This window comes from Haloferax sp. S2CR25, from assembly GCF_031624535.1.
GTDB lineage: Archaea > Halobacteriota > Halobacteria > Halobacteriales > Haloferacaceae > Haloferax > Haloferax massiliensis.
Window position 1 is genome coordinate 315,027 of the sequence record NZ_JAMQOO010000005.1, and the last position, 18,148, is coordinate 333,174.

The following is an 18,148-nucleotide window of genomic DNA, read 5'->3' on the forward strand; positions in this document are numbered from 1 at the left end:
TGCGGACGGCCGCGTTCGACGCCCGCCGGTCGTCCGCATCGACCGCGACCGGTCGGCGTCGCCGAGGCGGTCGAGCGCCCGCCGCCGATGCCGTACTGCTAAGACGCTCTGTTCGCTACGGGGAGGCATGCTGATGACACCCGGCCCCACGGCCGTCCCGCCGCGGGTCCGCGACCGACTGAGCGAGCCGATGCCGAACCCCGACATCGAGCAGTCCTTCTTCGACACCTACGACGGCGTCTGCGAGAAGCTCGGGCGCGTCTACGGCACCGACGACGACGTGGTCGTCATGGGCGGCGAGGGCATCCTCGGCCTCGAAGCCGCCATCGCCTCCACGGTCGCCCCCGGCGACGACGTGCTCTGCGTCTCGAACGGCCTCTACGGCGACGGCTTCGCCGACTTCGTCGAGAGCTACGGCGGCGAACCGACCATCGTCGGTGCCGACTACACCGACCCGCTCGACGTGGCGGGCGTCGAAGCCGCGCTCGACGAGGGCGAGTTCGAGGTCGCCACCATGGTCCACTGCGAGACGCCGACGGGGACGCTCAACGACATCGCGCCGGTCCTCGAACGCCTCCACGACCACGGCGTGTTGACCGTCGTCGACGCCGTCTCCTCGCTCGGCGGGACGCCCGTCCCGAGCGAGCACATCGACATCAACCTCGGCGCGTCGCAGAAGGCGTTTAGCTCGCCGCCGGGACTGACGACGGCCGCCGTCAGCGACCGCGCGTGGGAGGTCATCGAGGAACGCGACCCCGATTCGCTCTACACGAACCTCCTCCCGTGGCGCGACACGAGCGAGGGCTTCCCGTACACCCACCTCGGCGCGAACGTCGCCGCCCTCGACGAGTCGCTGTCGATGCTCCTCGAAGAAGGGCTCGACGCGGTCTACGAGCGCCACGAGGAAGCCGCCGCGCACTGCCGCGAGCGCGGGGCCGACCTCGGCCTCGACCTCTACCCCGACGCAGAGCGGAGCGCCCCGACGGTGACGGCGTTCCACCTCCCCGGCGAGGCGAAGCGCGTCCGAGCGGAACTCGAAGCCGAACACGACATCGTCCTCGCAACCGGGCTTGCCGACCTCGCCGACGACATTCTCCGGGTCGGTCACATGGGCTACAACGCCGACGTGGAGAAGGTCGACCGCGTGATGGACGCGCTCTCTTCCGTCGTCTGAGACCGCCGTCCCGTCTGCGACCGACCGCCGTCCGGCTGTCAACGTTTTTACCCGACGCCGACGACAGTCCCGATGAGAACGACCGTGACCGAGACGAGCGATTCGACGGGGCGGCGGCGGCGACCGGACGACGGAATCAGATACGCAATCGTCGTCGTGTTTCTGACCGGGCTCCGCCGTCGCAACCCGGCCGCGATGGTGAACGCCGCGTTCGCGCTCGCGGGCACGTACCTCCCCGACGCCTTCGAGCGACTGGTCGGCGTCGAGTTCCGCCCGTGGCAGCGCCTCTACGTCGAGTCGGCCATGCTGACTCACTCGGTCGGGATGCTCGGCCCCTACGACGACGTGTGGTGGTGGGACCACCTGACTCACGCCCACTCGGCGACGATTCTCGGCGGGGTCGTCCACGTGCTCTCGCGCCGCCGCGGCCGCGACCCCTCGACCCGCGTGCTCGCGGTCGTCGTCTGCGCCGGCGTGCTCTGGGAACTCGCGGAGTACGCCATCCATCGCGGGGCCGACGCGCTCGGCATCGACCCCGTGCTCGTCTCCTACGGCCGAACCGATACCGCGCTCGACCTCCTGTTTAACCTCGTCGGCGCGGCGCTCGTCGTCCTGTTCGGCGACCGCGCCCTGACGAATCTCGTTCCGCTGCGGGAGGACTCGGTGGCCGAGTAGGTCCCGTTCCGGTCCCGCGCGTTCGATAGCGGCACTGGGCGAATCACGCTCGACGCGCTCGAAGCGAAAGCGGCGACGCCGGACGCGCGGCCGCGGATTCGACCGCGCCTAGTTTCCTGCGCCACCCCTGTCGTTGCCGTCATCACCGTTAGCGCCCGAACCGTTCCCGCTGCGACCGTTACTCGCACTGTTCGCGACGTCGGGCCTGTCGATCACGTTCAGCGTGACGGTTTGGCGGATATCTCGCGACGAGTGGCCGACGAGCAGTTCGAACCGCCCGGGTTCGGTGACCCACGCCTCGTCGTCGGGGTGGAAAAACGCGAGGTCGTCGGGCGTCACTTCGAGCGAGACGGTGGTCCGCTCGCCGGGGTCGAGCGAGACCGTCTGGAAGGCGACGAGTTCCTTCGGCGGACGGTCGACGCTGGCCTGCACGTCTCTGGCGTACACTTGGACCGTCTCCGTCCCGGCGACGTCTCCCGTGTTGGCGACGTCGACGGAGAGCGAGGCGGTCTGGCCGTCCCCGACCGCTCCGGGGCTGAGCGTGGCCCTCCGGTACGCGAACGACGTGTACGACTCGCCGGCGCCGAAGGGGAACAGGGGTTCGATGGCCTCGTCGTCGAAGTGTCGGTACCCGACGTAAATCCCCTCGTCGTAGTAGACGTGGTTGTTCTCCCCGGGGAAGCGCCGGTCGGAATCCGGCTCGTTCGCGGGGTAGTCGTAGAGGTCAGCGCCGAACGTGACCGGCAACCTGCCGGCGGGGTTCGCGTCGCCGAAGAGGAGATTCGCGAGTGCCCCACCGCCCTCTTGGCCGGGGAACCACATCTGGAGAACCGTCGGGACGGCGTCGACCCAGGGCATCACCACGGGACCCCCGGTGTTGAGAACGACGGCGGTCGCGTCGTTGGCCTCGGCGACGGCCTCCACGAGTTCGTTCTGATTCCCGCCGAGACGCAAGTCCTCGCGGTCTTCGCCCTCCTCTGAAGACCCCTTCGCGATCACCACCGCACCGTCGGCGCTCGCCGCGGCCTCCGTCGCGAGGTCGAGGGGGTTTTCGTCCGGTCGGGCGATGCGGACGCGGAGATACGGTTCGTCGGTGTACTGGGTGCCCGCGACTTCGATAGTGACGTCGTACGCCTCGCCGTCTTCGACCGAGACGTCCCCGGTCGTCGATGCGCTCCCTCCGAGCGTACCGCCCTGATTTTCGACCACCTGCTCGCCGTCAATCAGGAGCCTGCTCGCGCTCGAACTGGCGACTTCGAACGAGACCGTACCGGACACCGGGGCGGTCCATTCGCCGGTCAACCGCGCGGAGAACTCGCTCGGCTCGACGCCGCTGACGGCCTCGATATCCTCGGAAAACAGGGAGTTCGACCGCATCGACCGCGTCGTGACCGGCTCACCGTCGAACGACGTGTTATCGAAGTACGCCGCTCGGAAGCCCGAGTCCCCCGTCTCCGGGTGTGCGACCGTCGAGACGTCGAGTGGCTGGTGTTCGGACGCTTCGACCGGCGTGACGGTGACGTCGTCGCCGACGAACGACTCGATACCTTCGAGCGGGCCGACGCGGCGTTCCGGCACCACGTCGGAACTCCCGCCACCGCCGATTCGGAAGCGGGACGGCGTTTGTCCGATGACCGCGAGTTCGTCTAGCTCGTCCGTCTCGAACGGGAGCACGTCGCCCTCGTTTTTGAGGAGGACCGCCCCGCGTTCCGCCACGTCCCGCGCGACTCGGCGCTGTGCCCGCCTGTCCACCGAGACGTCGGGCGCATCCCGTGTCTCCAAGCGGCCGAACCGCGCCAACTGCCCGAGCAGCCGTCGTACTTTGTCGTCGATTTCCGCCTCGTTGACGTAGCCGTCGTTGACGGCCTCCAGCAGGTCGTCGCCCCAGTAGGCCGGCCAGTTGAGGTCGAACGCGGGGTTCTCTCCCGGCGTCTCGACGTCGAGGCCGTTGTTCGCCGAGGCGACCGTCGAATGGACCGCCCCCCAGTCGGACATGACGAGGCCGTCGAAGCCCCATTCCTCTTTGAGAATCTCGTCAAGCAGTTTCGCGTGTTCGGTGGCGTACGTCCCGTTGATACGGTTGTACGCCGCCATGATTGCGCCGACGTCGCCGTCTTCGACGGCCTGCCGGAAACCGGGCAGGTATATCTCGCGAAGCGCGCGCTCGCTCACCTCCGCGCTCACACCGGGCAGGTCCTGCGACGGCCCACCGCGGTTCGTCTCCTGATTGTTGGCGACGTAGTGTTTCGCCGTCGCGATGATTCCCTCGGATTGAATGCCGTCGATGAACGCCGTCGCCAGTTCGCCGGTCACCGCCGGGTCCTCACCGAAGTACTCGAAGGCTCGCCCCAGTTGCGGCACCCGAACGATGTTCAGCGCCGGTGCGAGGTGGACGTCCTGATTGTTGGCGACGGCTTCGCGAGCGATGGCCGTCCCCTCCGTCTCGACGAGGCGCTGGTCGAACGTCGACGCCGCCGAAATCGTCGCCGGGAACGCCGTCTGCTGTCCCCGTCGAAGCCCCAGCGGACCGTCGCTCATCCGGACTTCGTCGATTCCGAGACGCTCGTTCGGCGGGAGATAGCCGGTGTCTTCGAGGAACGCGTCCTGTCCGGTGACCTGTGCCACCTTCTCTTCGAGTGTCATCTCGTCGATGAGCGATTCGACGCGGTCCGACGTCTGTGCGGCGCCGGTCTCCGTCGCCGACAACCCGAACGTGAGCGCCGCGGCACTCGCCGCACTCCCCCGCAGGAAACTCCGTCTGTCTAACTCCGTTTCGTCTGCCGTGTCTGTGTTCTCCTCTGACATCGCAAACGGGCAGATTAACCACATTAAAATAAATGTACATGATATATGAGGTAGTACTCGTTGAGAGTTTTATTTTGATATCGGATAGCTATTTTTTATTCTCAGTGAACGGCGATGAATGAACGGACGCCCCCGGATATAGTTTCAGAGAAACTGCGACAGACGCGATACACGTGCCGAATATCGGATTATTCCGATATCGGAACACCGCTTAGGATAACATTTATCCTCCGACGAGTAAACTATCGATGCCTAACTTGGTACAGATGTCTAATCCCGACGCGCTCCGCGACGACTTACGGCGGTTCGGCTTCTCCGAGAAAGAAATCGACGTGTATCTCTCGCTCGTAGAGCGAGGCAGCGCCGAACCGAAGACGCTCGCATCGGACGCCGGCGTTTCGACGAGCTACATTTACGAGGTCGTGACCCAGCTCGATTCGAGAAATCTCGTTCGAATCGAGGAGCATCAGTCGCCGGCGGTCGTCCACGCTCGACGACCCTCTGAGGCGTTTCAGACGTTATCTGCGAGACTCGACCGAATCGAGGACGCCGTCGAAGAGCGGTATCAGCAGCCACGAGCGGAGCCGATGTCGCTCGGCGTCATTCAGTCCCGACCGACGTTTGCGAGTCGACTCCGCGAGCTGATCTCACAGGCGGACTCGGAGATCCGACTCTCTCTGCCCTTTGCGTTTCTCTCCGAAGTCGAAGCGTCGCTCAAGTCCGCAGTCGAAGACGGCGTCTTCGTCGTCCTCCTGCTCAGTGAATCCGACTACGAGGCCCGGTCGGGAGCCGTTGAAGACGTCGCAACCGTCGTCAACCGAATCGATGCACAGTTACCCGCTTACGTCGCAATCGACGATGCTCGCGGACTCATCGCACCGCTGTCAGTCCTCGCGTGGGAACACGGTCCAGAGGAAGCGATCGAATTCACCAACCCGACCGTGACGGGCGTCGTCTCCGTCGCGTTCTTCGGTCTGTATCAGTCCTCGACGACGGTCATGCTTCGCCGCCCGAACACGCTTCCCCGGCGATACTCCGGTATTCGGCCGGCCGTCTACGACGCGGAGCTGGCGCGACGCCGCGGGCGGTCACTCCACGTGCGTGCGACGGTCCGCCCAACGGGAGCCGACGACGAGACCGAGACGATAGAGGGGCCGATAACCGAGATTCGGCAGAGCTTGATCGCTCCCACGAACAGCGAGCTGCTATTCGAAAACGCCTTCGAGGTCGACGTCGGGAATCGACGCGTGAGTATCGGCGGTGTCGGCGCGTTCATGGAGGATTACGAGGCCACGAGTCTGCTTCTGTACGCCGACACGTAATCGTCGGTCCCAACCGCCCCGTATTCGACAGCGTTCTCGCAAAGCTCGCAGTCACTGCTCACTTCGGGAGCGCACCTCCACGGCCGGTTCAGGCGCTCTAGAGTCGTTCGGACGTTCTGGAGTCGTTCAGGCGCTCTGGGTGTGTTCCGCTGACTCGCGGCCGCCCTCGCCGACGGGCCGCTCGTCCATGTTGCGAGTTCGGACCGCCGTTCTGAGTCCGACCTCGGCGACGTTGCCGACGTGTTCGGCCGTCCGTTCGAGCGCGTGGAGGGCGTGCGCGAACCGGTAGTCGACCTCGGCGTCGCGCTCCTCGAACAGCCGCCGTTCGACGTCTTCGACGCCCGCGCGGACCCGGTCGCGCGCCGAAAGCGCCTCCCGCGCCGCGTCGGGGTTCTCGCCGTCGAACGCGACCTGTACCGCGGCTTCGAGCGCCTCGGGGACGAGCTCGGCGAGTTCGGACACCTCGTCGGCGACCCCCTGGGGTAGGGAGGCGGGAACCGCCGACGCGACGGCCGCGATTCGCTCGGCGTGGTCGGCGACGCGCTCTAACTCGCGGGCCGCGGTGTGGAGGCGGAACAGCTCCGGGCGCGTCTCGCCGAGGGCGTCTATCTCGTCGAGGCGGTCGAGCCCGCGGGTGAAGTGCCGGTCGACCATCGCAAACAGCCGGTCGGCGCGGTCGTCGCGCTCCGCGAAGCCGTCGAGCGGGGCGGCACCCGTGAGCGCGGCGGTCGCGTCGCGGTGCATCGAGACGGCGACGAACTGGAGCTGTCGGACCGACTGGCGGATGGAGACCTCGTTCGCGTCGAGGACGTTCCGCACCGTGACGGCCGCGTCCGACTCCTCCGTGATGGTCACGCCGACGAGGTTGCGGGCGACCCGCCTGACGGCCTGTCGCTGTGCGGCGTCGAACGTCCCGTCGGCCTCGACGACGACCTGCTTCGACCCGGCGGCGTAGGCCGCCCGGAGCGTCTGTTCGAGGAAGTCGCCGGCGGCGGAGTCGCGCCCGCCGCCCGCGTCACCCCCGCCGACGGTCACCGTGAACTGCATCGACGCGTCGTCCTCGCGCTCGGGTGCCTGTACGACCAGCACCCCGTCGATGTGCGTGTGGAGGTTGACGACGGTGCCGGCGGTGATGCCCTCGCCGTCCGCCCACTCTCGGGGGAGCGAGACGGTGAACGTCCCGTTGCTGACCTGCTGTATCTTGCGTGTCTCCATTGTGTTGGCGTGTCTGAAACCGTGTTGTCTGCGTGCCAGTTCCGCGGTGACGCCGACCCCGCCGCAGGGAGTGACTCGACTGACGAAAAGCGAGCGTCGCCGCCGACTGTCCGGCTTCGACGGCCGCAGGTCGTCGAGAACCGTCGTCACGTCGGGAAGTCGAAGTCGGCGTCGTCAGCGCGGGGACGCTCGGCGCGGGTCGGCGTCGGGTCGGGCCGGGGTCAACCCCGAACGTCACCCGAACTTGCCGCTGATGTAGTCCTCGACGCGCTGGCTCTGGGGGTCCTCGAACACCTGGTCGGTGTCGCCGTACTCGACGAGCTCGCCGCCGGTGAGGAACACCGCCGTCTGGTCCGAGATGCGCGCGGCCTGCTGCATGTTGTGGGTGACGATGACGACCGTGTACTCCTCCGCGAGGTCGTGGACGAGGTCCTCGATTTTCGAGGTCGCGATGGGGTCGAGCGCCGACGCCGGCTCGTCCATGAGGAGCACCTCGGGGTCGGTCGCCAGCGCGCGGGCGATGCAGAGCCGCTGTTGCTGGCCGCCGGAGAGCCCGAGGGCGTTGTCGTCGAGTCGGTCCCGCACCTCGTCCCACAGCGCCGCCTGCCGAAGCGAGCGCTCGACGAGTTCGTCGACCGCGTCGTCGTCGCTCCGGCCGAGTAAGTTGGCGAGCAGGCCGGTGTCGAGGTCGCCGTGCTTCCGCGGTCCGTAGGAGATGTTGTCCGCGATGCTCTTCGGGAACGGGTTCGGCGACTGGAACACCATGCCGACGCGTTTGCGGAGTTCCACGAGGTTGACGCCCTCCTGGTAGATTTCCTCGCCTTCGAGCCGGACCGAGCCGTCGATGCGCGCGGCCTTGATGCGGTCGTTCATCCGGTTGAGACACCGGAGGAACGTCGATTTCCCACAGCCCGAGGGGCCGATGAGCGCCGTGACGCTGTTCTCGGGAATCTCCATCGAGACGCCTTTCAGCGCGTGGTCGTCGCCGTAGTACACGTCGAGGTCGGAGACCGAGAGCTTCGCGTCGCCCTCGAACTCGTGTTCGACCCACTCCTCGCGGGTCCGCTCGCGCGTCTCGCCGCTCGTGACTTCGAGCGGCTGGTCGGTGCCGGGGCTCGCGCCGCCGGCGAGTTCGCCGTCCGCGGTCTGTGCGTCGTCCGTCGTCGCCTGTGCGTCGTCCGTCGTCTGTCTGGTTTCGCTCATGGTTAGTCGTGCTGAAGTTTACTCCGGAAGTAGTACCGCGTCGCGATGCCGACCGCGTAGAAGCCCAAGACGACCACGAGCAGGATGAGCGCCGTCGCCCACCGGAACTCGTCGATGGCGCTGATGTTCGACGACTCCCCGACGCCCGCGGTGATAAGCGAGTAGAGCTGATACGGGAGCGCCGAGGTCGCCCGCATCAGTTCGGGGTTGGTCACGAACGGCGGCGAAAGCGAGAACTGGAAGCCGCCGACTACGTCGACCGTCTGGCTCCCCGGCGGAGCGACGCTCCCCGACATGGTCAGGAGAATCGGGGCGGTCTCGCCCGCGATGCGGCCGACGCCGAGGATGATGCCCGTGACGATGCCCGGAAGCGCCGCCGGGAGGACGATGCTCCGAACCGTCTGCCACTTCGTGACGCCGAGGGCCGCGCTCGCGTCGCGGTACTCGTCGGGGACCGCCAGCATCGACTCCCGACTCGTGATGACGACGAGCGGGAGGAGCATGAAGCCGAGCGTGAGCATCCCCGCGAGAAGCGACTTCTGGTTGCCGAGCCGGGGGACGAGAAACGCCAGCCCGAACAGCCCGAAGACGATGCTGGGCGTACTCCACAGCCCGTTGGTGGCGACTTCGACGACCTGCGTGAAGCGCCCGCGGTCGGCGTACTCGGTGATGAAGACGGCCGCGCCGACGCCCAGCGGGACGGCGAACAGCACCGCGCCGACGACGAGCCAAACCGTCCCCGCGATGGCCGGGAGGACGCCGTTCACGTCGTTGAGGAGCGCGACGCCGTTCATGACGAACGGCCACGAGACGGGCAGCGAGAACGTCACGCCGACGAGCGTCACTTCGGGGCCCGCACCCGCGCCGAGCGCGAGGCCCTTGAACAGCCCCGGCAGGCCCTTCAGGACCGTGAACGCGACGAGGAGGAACAACAGCGCGATGATGGAGATGGCGTTCAGGTAGACGAGGACGTACGCGCCGACGTGGCGGCCGCGCGCGCCGAACCCGCCGTAGGCCTTCGCGGCGGCCCAGCCGACGAGCAGGGAACAGAACGCCGTCACGACCGGAATCGTGAACTCGGCGTTGAACGACGCCTGCTGTTCCCACCCGAGGTCCCACGCCCACGACGGGCCGATGACGCCGGTGAGGAAGACGACGCCGGCGAACGCGGCGAGCGCGCCGGCGGGGAGCGTCGAGCCGATGTCCTCGCGGGGGAGCGCGCTCACCGCGAACGCGACCCCGCCGCTGAGGAGCGACGCGGCGACCCACCCGGCCGTCCCGAGCCCGAGCGTCTGCGAGGCGACGAGGCCGCCGACGACGAACCAGATGAGCGCGAACGCGCCCGAGGCGACCAGTCCGGCGGTCGGTCTGGGGTTGGTGGCGACGTAGCCGAGTCGGGAGCCGACGCCGAAGCCGACGACGGCGAGCCCGAGGAGGACCAACAGCCCGCCGAGGAGCGCGACCATCGGCACGCCCGCGACGGGGTCGGTGATGGTCACGAGTTCGAACACCGACGCGAGCGAGAGGGCGAACAGCACCGCCGCCAGTCCCACCGCGCCGGCGGCGACCGCTTCTGTCTCGGAGGTGTCCTCGCTGACGAGCGCGGTGTCGGTCGCGCCCGCCATCAGTCGGCACCTCCGAGCTTCCGGCGCATGCGCGCCTCGATGTACTGCGACCCGATGCTGAGGAACAGCACCGTGACGAACAGGATGACGCCCGCGACGAACAGCGCCGAGAGCTGGAGGCCGTCGGCGTCGCCGTAGTTCGCCGCGATGAGCGACGTGAGCGTGTCGTTACCGTAGAAGACGTTGTACAGCGGCTTCGTGAGCTTCGGACTGCCGCGGAGCATCACGGTCGCGGCCATCGTCTCGCCGATGGCGCGCCCCACGCCGAGGAGGACCGCGGCCGAGACGCCCGAAAAGGCCGCCGGCAGGGTGATGGAGGTCATCGTCTGCCAGTCGGTCGTGCCGAGCGCGAGCGACCCGCTTTTCATCGATTCGGGGACGCTGTTGAGCGCGTCTTCGGCGACCGAGACGACCGTCGGGAGCGCCATCAGGCCGACGACGATACCGACGAACAGGTACGTGCCCTGCCCGAGGATGTCGAACTGGTCGGCCGCCCACGGGCTGAGGATGGTGAAGCCGATGAAGCCGTAGACGATGGAGGGGATGCCCGCCAGAATCTCGACGCCCGGCTTGACGACCTCGCGGACGGTCCGCGGCGCGATTTCGCTGAGGAAGAGCGCCGCGGCCACGCCCAGCGGGGCGGCGACCGCCGTCGCGATGATGGTGACGAGCACCGTCCCGTGAATCATCGGGACGAGCGAGTACCGAATCGGCGGCGTCACCGGGCTCCAGCGCGTCTCGATGAAGAGCCGCAGGCCCGGAATCGGCACGCCGAAGACGTTCACGGTCGCGTACTGCACGGTCGGCCACGCCTCCGCGAAGATGAAGACGAGGATGAGCCCGAGGACGAGGATGGTCGAGACCGTCGTCGTCAGCGTGAGCACGCGCGCTGTCAATTCTTGGTGTCTGAGCCAGCCGTAGCCCGTCGCGACGAGGAACACCGCGAACGGGACGGCCGTCAGCGACGAGACGGCCAGAAAGCCCGCGAACGCCGCGAGGAGCGACACCGCCGCGACCGCGACCGTGACGAGTGCGCCCGGCGGCGTCTCGTCGACGAAGTCGCGACCGCGCCGGAGCCCTCGCCGAGCCGCCGCTCGGAGGCCGGCACCGTCGGAGTCTGGAAGTACGTTCATGATTGGAGCGTCGATGAATGGAAAGAACGAGGTTCAGGAACCGCGACCGCGTCCGAGCCGCGTTACGCTTGGCTCGGAAGCTTGTCCTTCTCGGACTGGAGGTCCTTGTCAGGCAGCGGGATGTAGTTGTTGTCCTCGACGAACAGCTTCTGACCGAACGTGGTCAGGAACATGTTCATGAACGCGGCTTCGCGCATGTCCGTCCCGCTCGGGGTGTCCTCCGTGATGGTCGTGTACTGGTGGAGGTCCCGGTTCAGCGGGTAGTCGCTGTCGAAGATGGTGTGCTCCGCGCTCTTGTCCGGCGCGTAGAGCGTGCCCTCGAAGTCGATTCCGACAGGGATGACCTCCGGGCCGGTGAACGCGAGTGCCATGTACGCGATGGCACCGTCGTTCTGCTGGACGACGGTCGCGACCTGCTGGTTCTGGCCCTTCCGGGTGTCGACGCCCTCCATCGAGGCGTCGGCGCTCCCGAGCATGTTGAGGCGGAACGAGGTGTCCGTCCCGGAGCCCTCCGCGCGGCCGACCACGTAGATTTCCTGGTCGTGACCGCCGACTTCGCTCCAGTTGGTAATCTCGTTCTGGTAGATCTGGCGGACTTCCTCGCCGGTGAGCTCCGTGACACCCGCGTCGTGAACGTCCTTCGAGACGACGACGGGCTGGCCGTCGCGGCCGAGGACGTGGTCCACGTAGTTCGCGTCGCGCTCTTCTTCGCTGATGCCGAGTTCGGCCGTGATGGGGCCCGACGAGTTACCGATGTCGACGAGGCCGTCGCGGACGGACTTACAGCCCGTCCCGGAGTGGCTCAGGCCGATGGACGTTGCGAACGCGGGGTTCGCCTGCGTCTCGGTCGGCTCGAAGCCGTAGAGGGATGCGAAGTAGTCTGCCAGACGCATGTCCGGTGCGCCGAGTTCGTCCCAGCCGGGGACGGTAGATTCGTCGCTCGAACCCCAGTACTCGCCGTCGCTCGGCGGCGCGTTGGAGTTCCAGTAGGAGCTCCCCTTGTTCGCGATGGGGTACACCGTCGAGGAACCCTCGGCGGTGAGCATCTGCGGCGCGCTCGATTCGCTCGTCTCCTCGGGGGTCGAGGTCGTGGTCTCCGGAGCGTCGGTCTCCTCTGCTTCGGTCGCCGGCGCGTCGGTCTCGGGGCTGGACTGCCCCGAACAACCGGCGAGCCCCGCGACGCCCGCCGCGCTCGATGCGACGAGGAACTGCCGACGTGATACGCTGCCTGCCAACTTCTTGGAATCTTGCGCCATCACGTGGTCAGACCCGGTTTTAAATAAAATGCGTTTATAATACCACTTTAGTTCTATCAGAGTCCCACGTAACACTAAGAGACGAAATAGTTCGATATTAGCGCACACATCAGTACGGAGAACTATATACGCGAACGTAATCGAGACGACAGAAAATATAACGGGTGCCGAGATACGTACGCACGATGGCCCAGCAGGACCGAAACATAGGATCCGAACGTATCGTCGGTCTGTCGAAATCCGCGGCGGTCGAGCGCGTCGTGGACGCGGACGAGTCCCGAGACCCCGACACCGTTCGGGCGGTACTCAGTCACGTGACCGAAGACGGCGTGGTGACGGCCGACGGCGTCGATTCGGCGGTCACGGACGCGTCGATGATTCTCTCGACCGCGGAGACCCGCGTCGAACTCGCGTCTATCGACCTCGACGACGCCCGCGAGGCCGCCGGCGACGACGCGGCCATCGGTGCCGTGCGGTCCCGTCTCGACGTGTTCGAGGCGACGGTCGCGAACGCGAACGACCGGGTCGAGTCGCTCGGCGAGGAGCTACGGGGGCTCTCCGACTGGCGCGACGACCCCCGGTCCGTCTACGACGTCGTGCTCGGACTCCGGGAGGTCGCGTCCGAGTCGCAGGCGCTCACCGCGCACGCGGACAACGTACAACTCGACATCGAGGAGTTCGAGCGGTGGCTCTCGAACCGCGACGTTCGCGTGCGCGGGGTCAACGGCGACGTGGCGGCGCTCGAACAGTCGCTCGACGGACTCGAAGACCGGGTCGAGGCCGTCGCCGACGCGGAGAGTTCCGAAGACAGCGCCGACGCCGCCGAGGACGCTAACGACGACCGCGCGACCGAGTGGTGCAACGCCGCGCTCCGCGCCCGCGTCTCCGACCTGTTGGTCGAGGACGTGCGGGCCGAACTCGCCGACCTCCGGAAACTGGCTCCCGAGTCGGACGCGGAGACCGACGGTCTCGACGAGGCCGCCGCCGACCTCGCCGACCTCGACGCCCGCGTACAGCGCCTCCGCGGGCGACTCGACGACCTCGCCCGGTCGCCGTGGACCGACGAGTACGGGGCGCGAATCGAGTCGTTCGAGGCGACGCTGGCGGCGTTCGAACCGCCGGTGTCGTGGGGGGAAGTGCAGGCCGAACTCGACGACGCCAGAGTTGATGACGAGGGGTAAGCGAGCGCCCGAGACCATTTGAAATCACACATATCACATCCACTACGTAAATCGCGTTCAGCGAACGTACATATGTGTTCGGTCCCTCGGTCTAACTGCGAACACCAATGTCAGACTACGAACTCGACCCCCTCCCGTACGAGTACGACGCGCTTGAGCCCCACATCTCCGAGCAGGTGCTGACGTGGCATCACGACACCCACCACCAGGGCTACGTCAACGGCTGGAACGCGGCCGAAGAAACTCTCGCCGACAACCGCGACGCGGGCGAGTTCGGCTCGTCCGCCGGCGCGCTCCGCAACGTCACGCACAACGGCTCCGGTCACATTCTGCACGACCTGTTCTGGCAGAACATGTCGCCGGAAGGCGGCGACGAGCCCTCGGGCGCGCTCGCAGAGCGCATCGCGGAGGACTTCGGCTCCTACGAGGCGTGGAAGGGCGAATTCGAAGCGGCGGCCGGCGCGGCCGGCGGCTGGGCGCTCCTGGTGTACGACTCGTTCTCGAACCAGCTTCGGAACGTCGTCGTCGACAAGCACGACCAGGGCGCGCTCTGGGGTAGTCACCCGATTCTCGCGCTGGACGTCTGGGAGCACTCGTACTACCACGACTACGGCCCGGCCCGCGGTGACTTCGTGAGCGCGTTCTTCGAAGTCGTCGACTGGGACGAACCCGCCGCTCGCTACGAGCAGGCCGTCGAACTCTTCGAGTAACGCCGCATCGCCGACCCGGCGCGCTTCCCGCGCGACCACCACAGGTTACCGTGAAAGGGTGCCTCACCGAGGGCATCCGGCGGGGTGGGTTCACCCCGCCTGACCGGCACCCTTCTGCCGAACGTCCGGCGTATCTCCCGGCAAGCGGCGCGACCGGGCGCGCTCGGAACCCACTTTGTTTCAATCAAAATTCATAACTACGCGGGAGGGGATGTGCGGGTAATGAGCAACCCACCGTGGACCGCCGAATTCGCCGCGCTGAAGTCCGACTGTGCCGCCGAACTCGCCGCGCTACTGGAGGAATACCCGCAGCCGGTCGTCTACGAGGTGATGAGCGAGATGCTTCGCCGCGAGATGCGCGACCAGTTCGCCGTCTCGTTCGCCGAGTCGCAACTGGAGGAGTAGACATCGAAGCGTCACGTCGGTCGGTTCCGGGCTCGGCCGACGCGGCGAATCGCCTCGCCGGTCCGTGTTCACGAGGAGGACGCCGAGGACTGCGCCGAGACGCACGCCCGGGGTAGAACGTAACCGAGAGGAACACAAAATATCCGCTTTACCGAGGTTCTTTATCGAGTGCGCTAGTGCATTGGGCATGGCAGACGTAATCGTCATCGGCGGCGGTCCCGCTGGTCTGACAACCGCTCTCTTCACCGCCAAGAACGGGCTCTCCACGACGGTCTTCGACACCGACGAGACGTGGATGCACAAGGCGCATCTGTTCAACTACCCCGGAATCGGCTCCGTCGACGGTTCGGACTTCATGGAGACGCTCCGCACGCAGGTCGACCACTTCGCCGCGGAACGCCATCAGGGCGAGGAAGTCACCGACGTGAGCGAGAGCGACGACGGGTTCGTGGTCGCGACCGACGACGGCGAGTACGAGGCTGACTACGTCGTGCTCGCCACGGGCGCGAACCGCGACCTCGCCGAGGCGCTCGGCTGCGCGTTCGACGACGGAATCGTCGACGTGGACGTGACGATGGAGACGAGCGTCGAGGGCGCCTACGCCACGGGCGCGATGGTCCGCGCCGAGGAGTGGCAGGCCGTCATCTCCGCCGGCGACGGCGCGGCCGCCGCCCTCAACATCCTCTCGAACGAGAAGGGCGAACACTACCACGACTTCGACGTGCCCGCCGACGCCGAGTCCACCTTCGGCACCCTCGTCGACGAGGTCTAATCCACGCACTCGGTCGCGTCTCGACCGCGGCCACGCACGCTCGTTTTTTCTTCGCCGACCCCCCGAGACCCGTCTGTCCAGTCAGTCGAGTCGCTCGATGAACGAGTTGGTAACCCGGACTTCGTCGTCGTTGATGGCGTGGCCCAGTCCCTCGTACAGCCGACTCGTCGCGTCGGCTCCGCGCCCCGCGAAGATTCGGGCCGACGCCTCGACTCGGTCGGCGTCGACGCGGGGGTCGTCGCGGCCGCTTCCGAAGAAGACGGGCGTGCCGCCGAGGCCGCCGTCGCCGGTTCGACTCCCGAGGTCGGGTCCGAGAAGGCTCCCCGAGAGCGCGACGAGGCCGCCGTACCGGCGGGGGTTCCGAACCGCGAACTCGGCGGCGAGACACGCGCCCTGCGAGAACCCGAAGAAGACGACTCGCTCGGGCGGAACTCCGGCGTCGGCGGCGATGTCGAGCGCGGCCGACACCCGGCCGAGCGCCGAGGAGAGCCACGGTTCGTTTCGCTCGATGGGACCAGCGGCCGGGGCCGGATACCACGAACTTCCGGCGGCCTGCGGCGCGAGATACATCACGCCCCGATGGAGGAACTCGTCGACGAGCGTGAGGGCGTGCCGCGCTTTCGACCCGCGGCCGTGGAGCACGACGACGGCCGCGTCGGCGACCTGCGGCGGCGCACCGGCCGTCGCAATCTCCTGTCCTTCGTGGGGGTCGGTCGCGGACCGAGGCGCGGTCGGTCGGGGTGACATCAGTTCGACCCGCCGTCGCTACTGGGTCCAACGCCCGCGGTGCCCTCGTCCTCACCGTCGTCCCCGTCGTCGCCTCCAACGCCAGTCGGCAGGTCCAGCGGACGCAGTTGGCTCCGTATCATCTCGCGGTCCTCCTCCAGCCACGGCGGGAGGTACAGCGACTGACCGAGCGTTTCCGGGTCGACATCGAACGTGAGCCCGGGGCCGTCGGTCGCGAGCTCGAACAGGATGCCGCCCGGTTCGCGGACGTACAGCGAGTGAAAGACGTGTCTGTCTTTCACCCGCGACACGTCGTAGCCGCGCTCGCGGAACAGGTCGTGCCACTCGTACAGTTGGGCTTCGTCCTCGACGCGGACCGCGACGTGATGGATGCTCCCCGCGCCCTCGCGGCCGAACTCGCCGTCCCGGTCGAGGAGGTCGACGGTGGTCGCCCGGTCGCCCGGCGCTCGGTAGCGGACGCGGTCGCCCTCCTGTGCGACGAGGTCGAACCCGAGCGTGTCGAGGACGCTGGCGGTCACGAAGGGATTCGTCGAGTGGAGCGTGACGCCGTGGATGCCGCGAATCGCGCGCTCCGCGGGGACCGGGCCGTCGGTCCACGGTTCGACCGACGATTCGCCGGTGACGAGTTCGAGGTCGGTCCCGTCGGGGTCGGAAAACCGGATGACCGTCTCGCCGAACCGCTCGAACGGGCCGTCGACTTCGATGCCGCGGTCGGCGAGGCGGTCGGCCCAGTAGTCGACGGCCTCGGGGGGAATCACCAGCGACGCGGTCCGAATCTGCGGCGTCCCGGGGCGTCCCGGCTCCTCGGCGGGGTACGGGAAGAACGTCAGGGCCGTTCCGGGCGACCCGGTCTCGTCGCCGTAAAACAGGTGGCGCGTGAACTTCTCGTTGAAGTTCACCGTCTGCTTGACGAGGCGCAGGCCGAGCGTCGTCGCGTAGAAGTCGACGTTCGCCTGCGCGTCGCGGACGATTCCCGTGACGTGGTGGATTCCGGCGGTGTCTGTGAGCATCGAGTTGGGTGGAGTGTTCTGAGGGACGGCGGGAGCGATGGCGATGGCGCGACGGGGACGGTTCGGCGCGTCGGGACCGCGGTCAGCGACCGATGGTCCCCTGTCGGGTGACGGGCGCGTCGGGGTCGACGAGGAAGGCAACGACGGTGGCGTCCTCGTCGGCGGTGAGCGTCACGCCGGCGTCGTCGACGAGCAGGCCGCTTTCGGTCTTCCCGAAGCGCGTGCCCGCGGCCTCGACCGCGCCGTCGAACACGTAGAAGTACGCGTCCCGGCCCTCGATTTCGGGGAGGTCGGCGCTCGACCCGGCGTCGAGACGGAGGTCGAAGAGGTCGACCTCGTTGCGGACGAAAAGCGGCGCGTCGGAGCCCTCGGGGCCGAACAGGTGCCGCCACTCGCCCTCGACGGGGGCGTCGATGGGTTCGTGTTGGACGTTTGGCTCCAGCCCGAGACTGTGGGGCCGGACGAACATCTGGAGCATCCGCAGCGGCGGGTCGTCCGCGCGGGTGAACTCCTCGTGCCAGAACGTCTCGCCCGCGTTCATCACCATCAGGTGGTCGGCGTCGGTGACGAGGTCGTTGCCGTCTTGGTCGCCGTGGCGCATCACGCCCGCGGGCACCCACGAGATGATTTCCTCGTCGCGGTGGGGGTGCATCGCGATGTGCGTGTCGGGGTCCATGAACGACTCGACGATGGTCGCGAGCGGGCCGTAGCCGTGGTCCGCGTGGTCCGGGAGGGCGCGTCCGGGGAAGTTGAAGTAGGTCCGGAACTTCCCCTGATTCTGGGAGACGTCGGTTCGCTCCGCCTTGTAGAGCTTCGTCTCGGAGCCGACTTTCATTACGTGCGCACCTACGCGTCGACTCTATATACCTTCTCGGCGACGTGACCGAAAGCAGGTGACGTCGGTGTCACCGGCGA

Annotated in this window: 16 protein-coding genes; 7 read left to right on the forward strand and 9 right to left on the reverse strand. The window is 67.4% G+C overall.

Features of this window, described 5'->3' with window-relative positions:
* Window positions 1-127 precede the first annotated feature (127 nt).
* Window positions 128-1,174 carry an alanine--glyoxylate aminotransferase family protein gene (locus NDI65_RS14335; protein ID WP_089780904.1) on the forward strand — a complete coding sequence of 349 codons (1,047 nt, stop codon included), beginning with the start codon at window positions 128-130 and terminating at the stop codon, window positions 1,172-1,174.
* A 72-nt stretch (window positions 1,175-1,246) separates the two neighbouring features.
* Window positions 1,247-1,849 (forward strand): hypothetical protein, encoded by a 603-nt coding sequence (locus NDI65_RS14340; RefSeq protein ID WP_089780906.1) that lies wholly within the window; start codon window positions 1,247-1,249, stop codon window positions 1,847-1,849.
* Between the two features lie 108 nt (window positions 1,850-1,957).
* On the opposite strand, the gene NDI65_RS14345 is transcribed toward NDI65_RS14340, so the two are convergent.
* Entirely contained in the window at window positions 1,958-4,654 is a 2,697-nt protein-coding gene (locus NDI65_RS14345; RefSeq protein WP_167344160.1) for a glycoside hydrolase family 3 C-terminal domain-containing protein, read from the reverse strand.
* 266 nt (window positions 4,655-4,920) lie between these two features.
* On the opposite strand from NDI65_RS14345, the gene NDI65_RS14350 reads away from it, so the two are divergent.
* On the forward strand, window positions 4,921-5,976 hold the full coding sequence (locus NDI65_RS14350) for a TrmB family transcriptional regulator sugar-binding domain-containing protein (RefSeq protein WP_310893768.1): 1,056 nt from the start codon (window positions 4,921-4,923) through the stop codon (window positions 5,974-5,976).
* A gap of 126 nt (window positions 5,977-6,102) precedes the next feature.
* Here NDI65_RS14350 and NDI65_RS14355 read toward each other — a convergent pair whose 3' ends face one another.
* The 5 genes from NDI65_RS14355 to NDI65_RS14375 all read right to left on the reverse strand — a co-directional run bounded on the left by NDI65_RS14355 (window position 6,103) and on the right by NDI65_RS14375 (window position 12,408).
* Entirely contained in the window at window positions 6,103-7,191 is a 1,089-nt protein-coding gene (locus NDI65_RS14355; RefSeq protein ID WP_310893769.1) for a PhoU domain-containing protein, read from the reverse strand.
* Between the two features lie 234 nt (window positions 7,192-7,425).
* Complete coding sequence (gene pstB, locus NDI65_RS14360) at window positions 7,426-8,394, reverse strand: phosphate ABC transporter ATP-binding protein PstB (protein ID WP_089780914.1); 969 nt, start codon at window positions 8,392-8,394, stop codon at window positions 7,426-7,428.
* A gap of 2 nt (window positions 8,395-8,396) precedes the next feature.
* Window positions 8,397-10,019, reverse strand: a complete 1,623-nt coding sequence (gene pstA / locus NDI65_RS14365) for a phosphate ABC transporter permease PstA (protein ID WP_089780917.1) — start codon at window positions 10,017-10,019, stop codon at window positions 8,397-8,399.
* Complete coding sequence (pstC, locus tag NDI65_RS14370) at window positions 10,019-11,152, reverse strand: phosphate ABC transporter permease subunit PstC (RefSeq protein ID WP_089780919.1); 1,134 nt, start codon at window positions 11,150-11,152, stop codon at window positions 10,019-10,021. The genes pstA and pstC overlap by 1 nt, the downstream gene beginning before the upstream one ends.
* Before the next feature lie 62 nt (window positions 11,153-11,214).
* The gene (locus NDI65_RS14375; protein WP_089780921.1) at window positions 11,215-12,408 is read right to left on the reverse strand and encodes a substrate-binding domain-containing protein; all 1,194 of its coding nucleotides are present in this window, start codon (window positions 12,406-12,408) and stop codon (window positions 11,215-11,217) included.
* Between the two features lie 185 nt (window positions 12,409-12,593).
* Between NDI65_RS14375 and NDI65_RS14380 the strand changes: the two genes are divergently transcribed.
* The 4 genes from NDI65_RS14380 (at window position 12,594) to NDI65_RS14395 (ending at window position 15,476) form a co-directional block, all read left to right on the forward strand.
* Window positions 12,594-13,589: a halo transducer protein gene (locus NDI65_RS14380; RefSeq protein ID WP_089780923.1), complete on the forward strand. Its 996-nt coding sequence runs from the start codon at window positions 12,594-12,596 to the stop codon at window positions 13,587-13,589.
* 107 nt (window positions 13,590-13,696) lie between these two features.
* Window positions 13,697-14,299 carry a superoxide dismutase gene (sod, locus tag NDI65_RS14385; protein ID WP_310893770.1) on the forward strand — a complete coding sequence of 201 codons (603 nt, stop codon included), beginning with the start codon at window positions 13,697-13,699 and terminating at the stop codon, window positions 14,297-14,299.
* 222 nt (window positions 14,300-14,521) lie between these two features.
* Window positions 14,522-14,704: a hypothetical protein gene (locus NDI65_RS14390; protein ID WP_042665527.1), complete on the forward strand. Its 183-nt coding sequence runs from the start codon at window positions 14,522-14,524 to the stop codon at window positions 14,702-14,704.
* 187 nt (window positions 14,705-14,891) lie between these two features.
* On the forward strand, window positions 14,892-15,476 hold the full coding sequence (locus NDI65_RS14395) for an NAD(P)/FAD-dependent oxidoreductase (RefSeq protein WP_042665525.1): 585 nt from the start codon (window positions 14,892-14,894) through the stop codon (window positions 15,474-15,476).
* 81 nt (window positions 15,477-15,557) lie between these two features.
* On the opposite strand, the gene NDI65_RS14400 is transcribed toward NDI65_RS14395, so the two are convergent.
* The 3 genes from NDI65_RS14400 to NDI65_RS14410 form a co-directional block, all read right to left on the reverse strand.
* Window positions 15,558-16,223: a dienelactone hydrolase family protein gene (locus tag NDI65_RS14400; protein ID WP_089780928.1), complete on the reverse strand. Its 666-nt coding sequence runs from the start codon at window positions 16,221-16,223 to the stop codon at window positions 15,558-15,560.
* Complete coding sequence (locus tag NDI65_RS14405) at window positions 16,223-17,233, reverse strand: ring-cleaving dioxygenase (RefSeq protein WP_310893771.1); 1,011 nt, start codon at window positions 17,231-17,233, stop codon at window positions 16,223-16,225. The genes NDI65_RS14400 and NDI65_RS14405 overlap by 1 nt, the downstream gene beginning before the upstream one ends.
* A gap of 82 nt (window positions 17,234-17,315) precedes the next feature.
* Window positions 17,316-18,068: a pirin family protein gene (locus NDI65_RS14410; protein WP_089780932.1), complete on the reverse strand. Its 753-nt coding sequence runs from the start codon at window positions 18,066-18,068 to the stop codon at window positions 17,316-17,318.
* Between the last annotated feature and the right edge of the window lie 80 nt (window positions 18,069-18,148).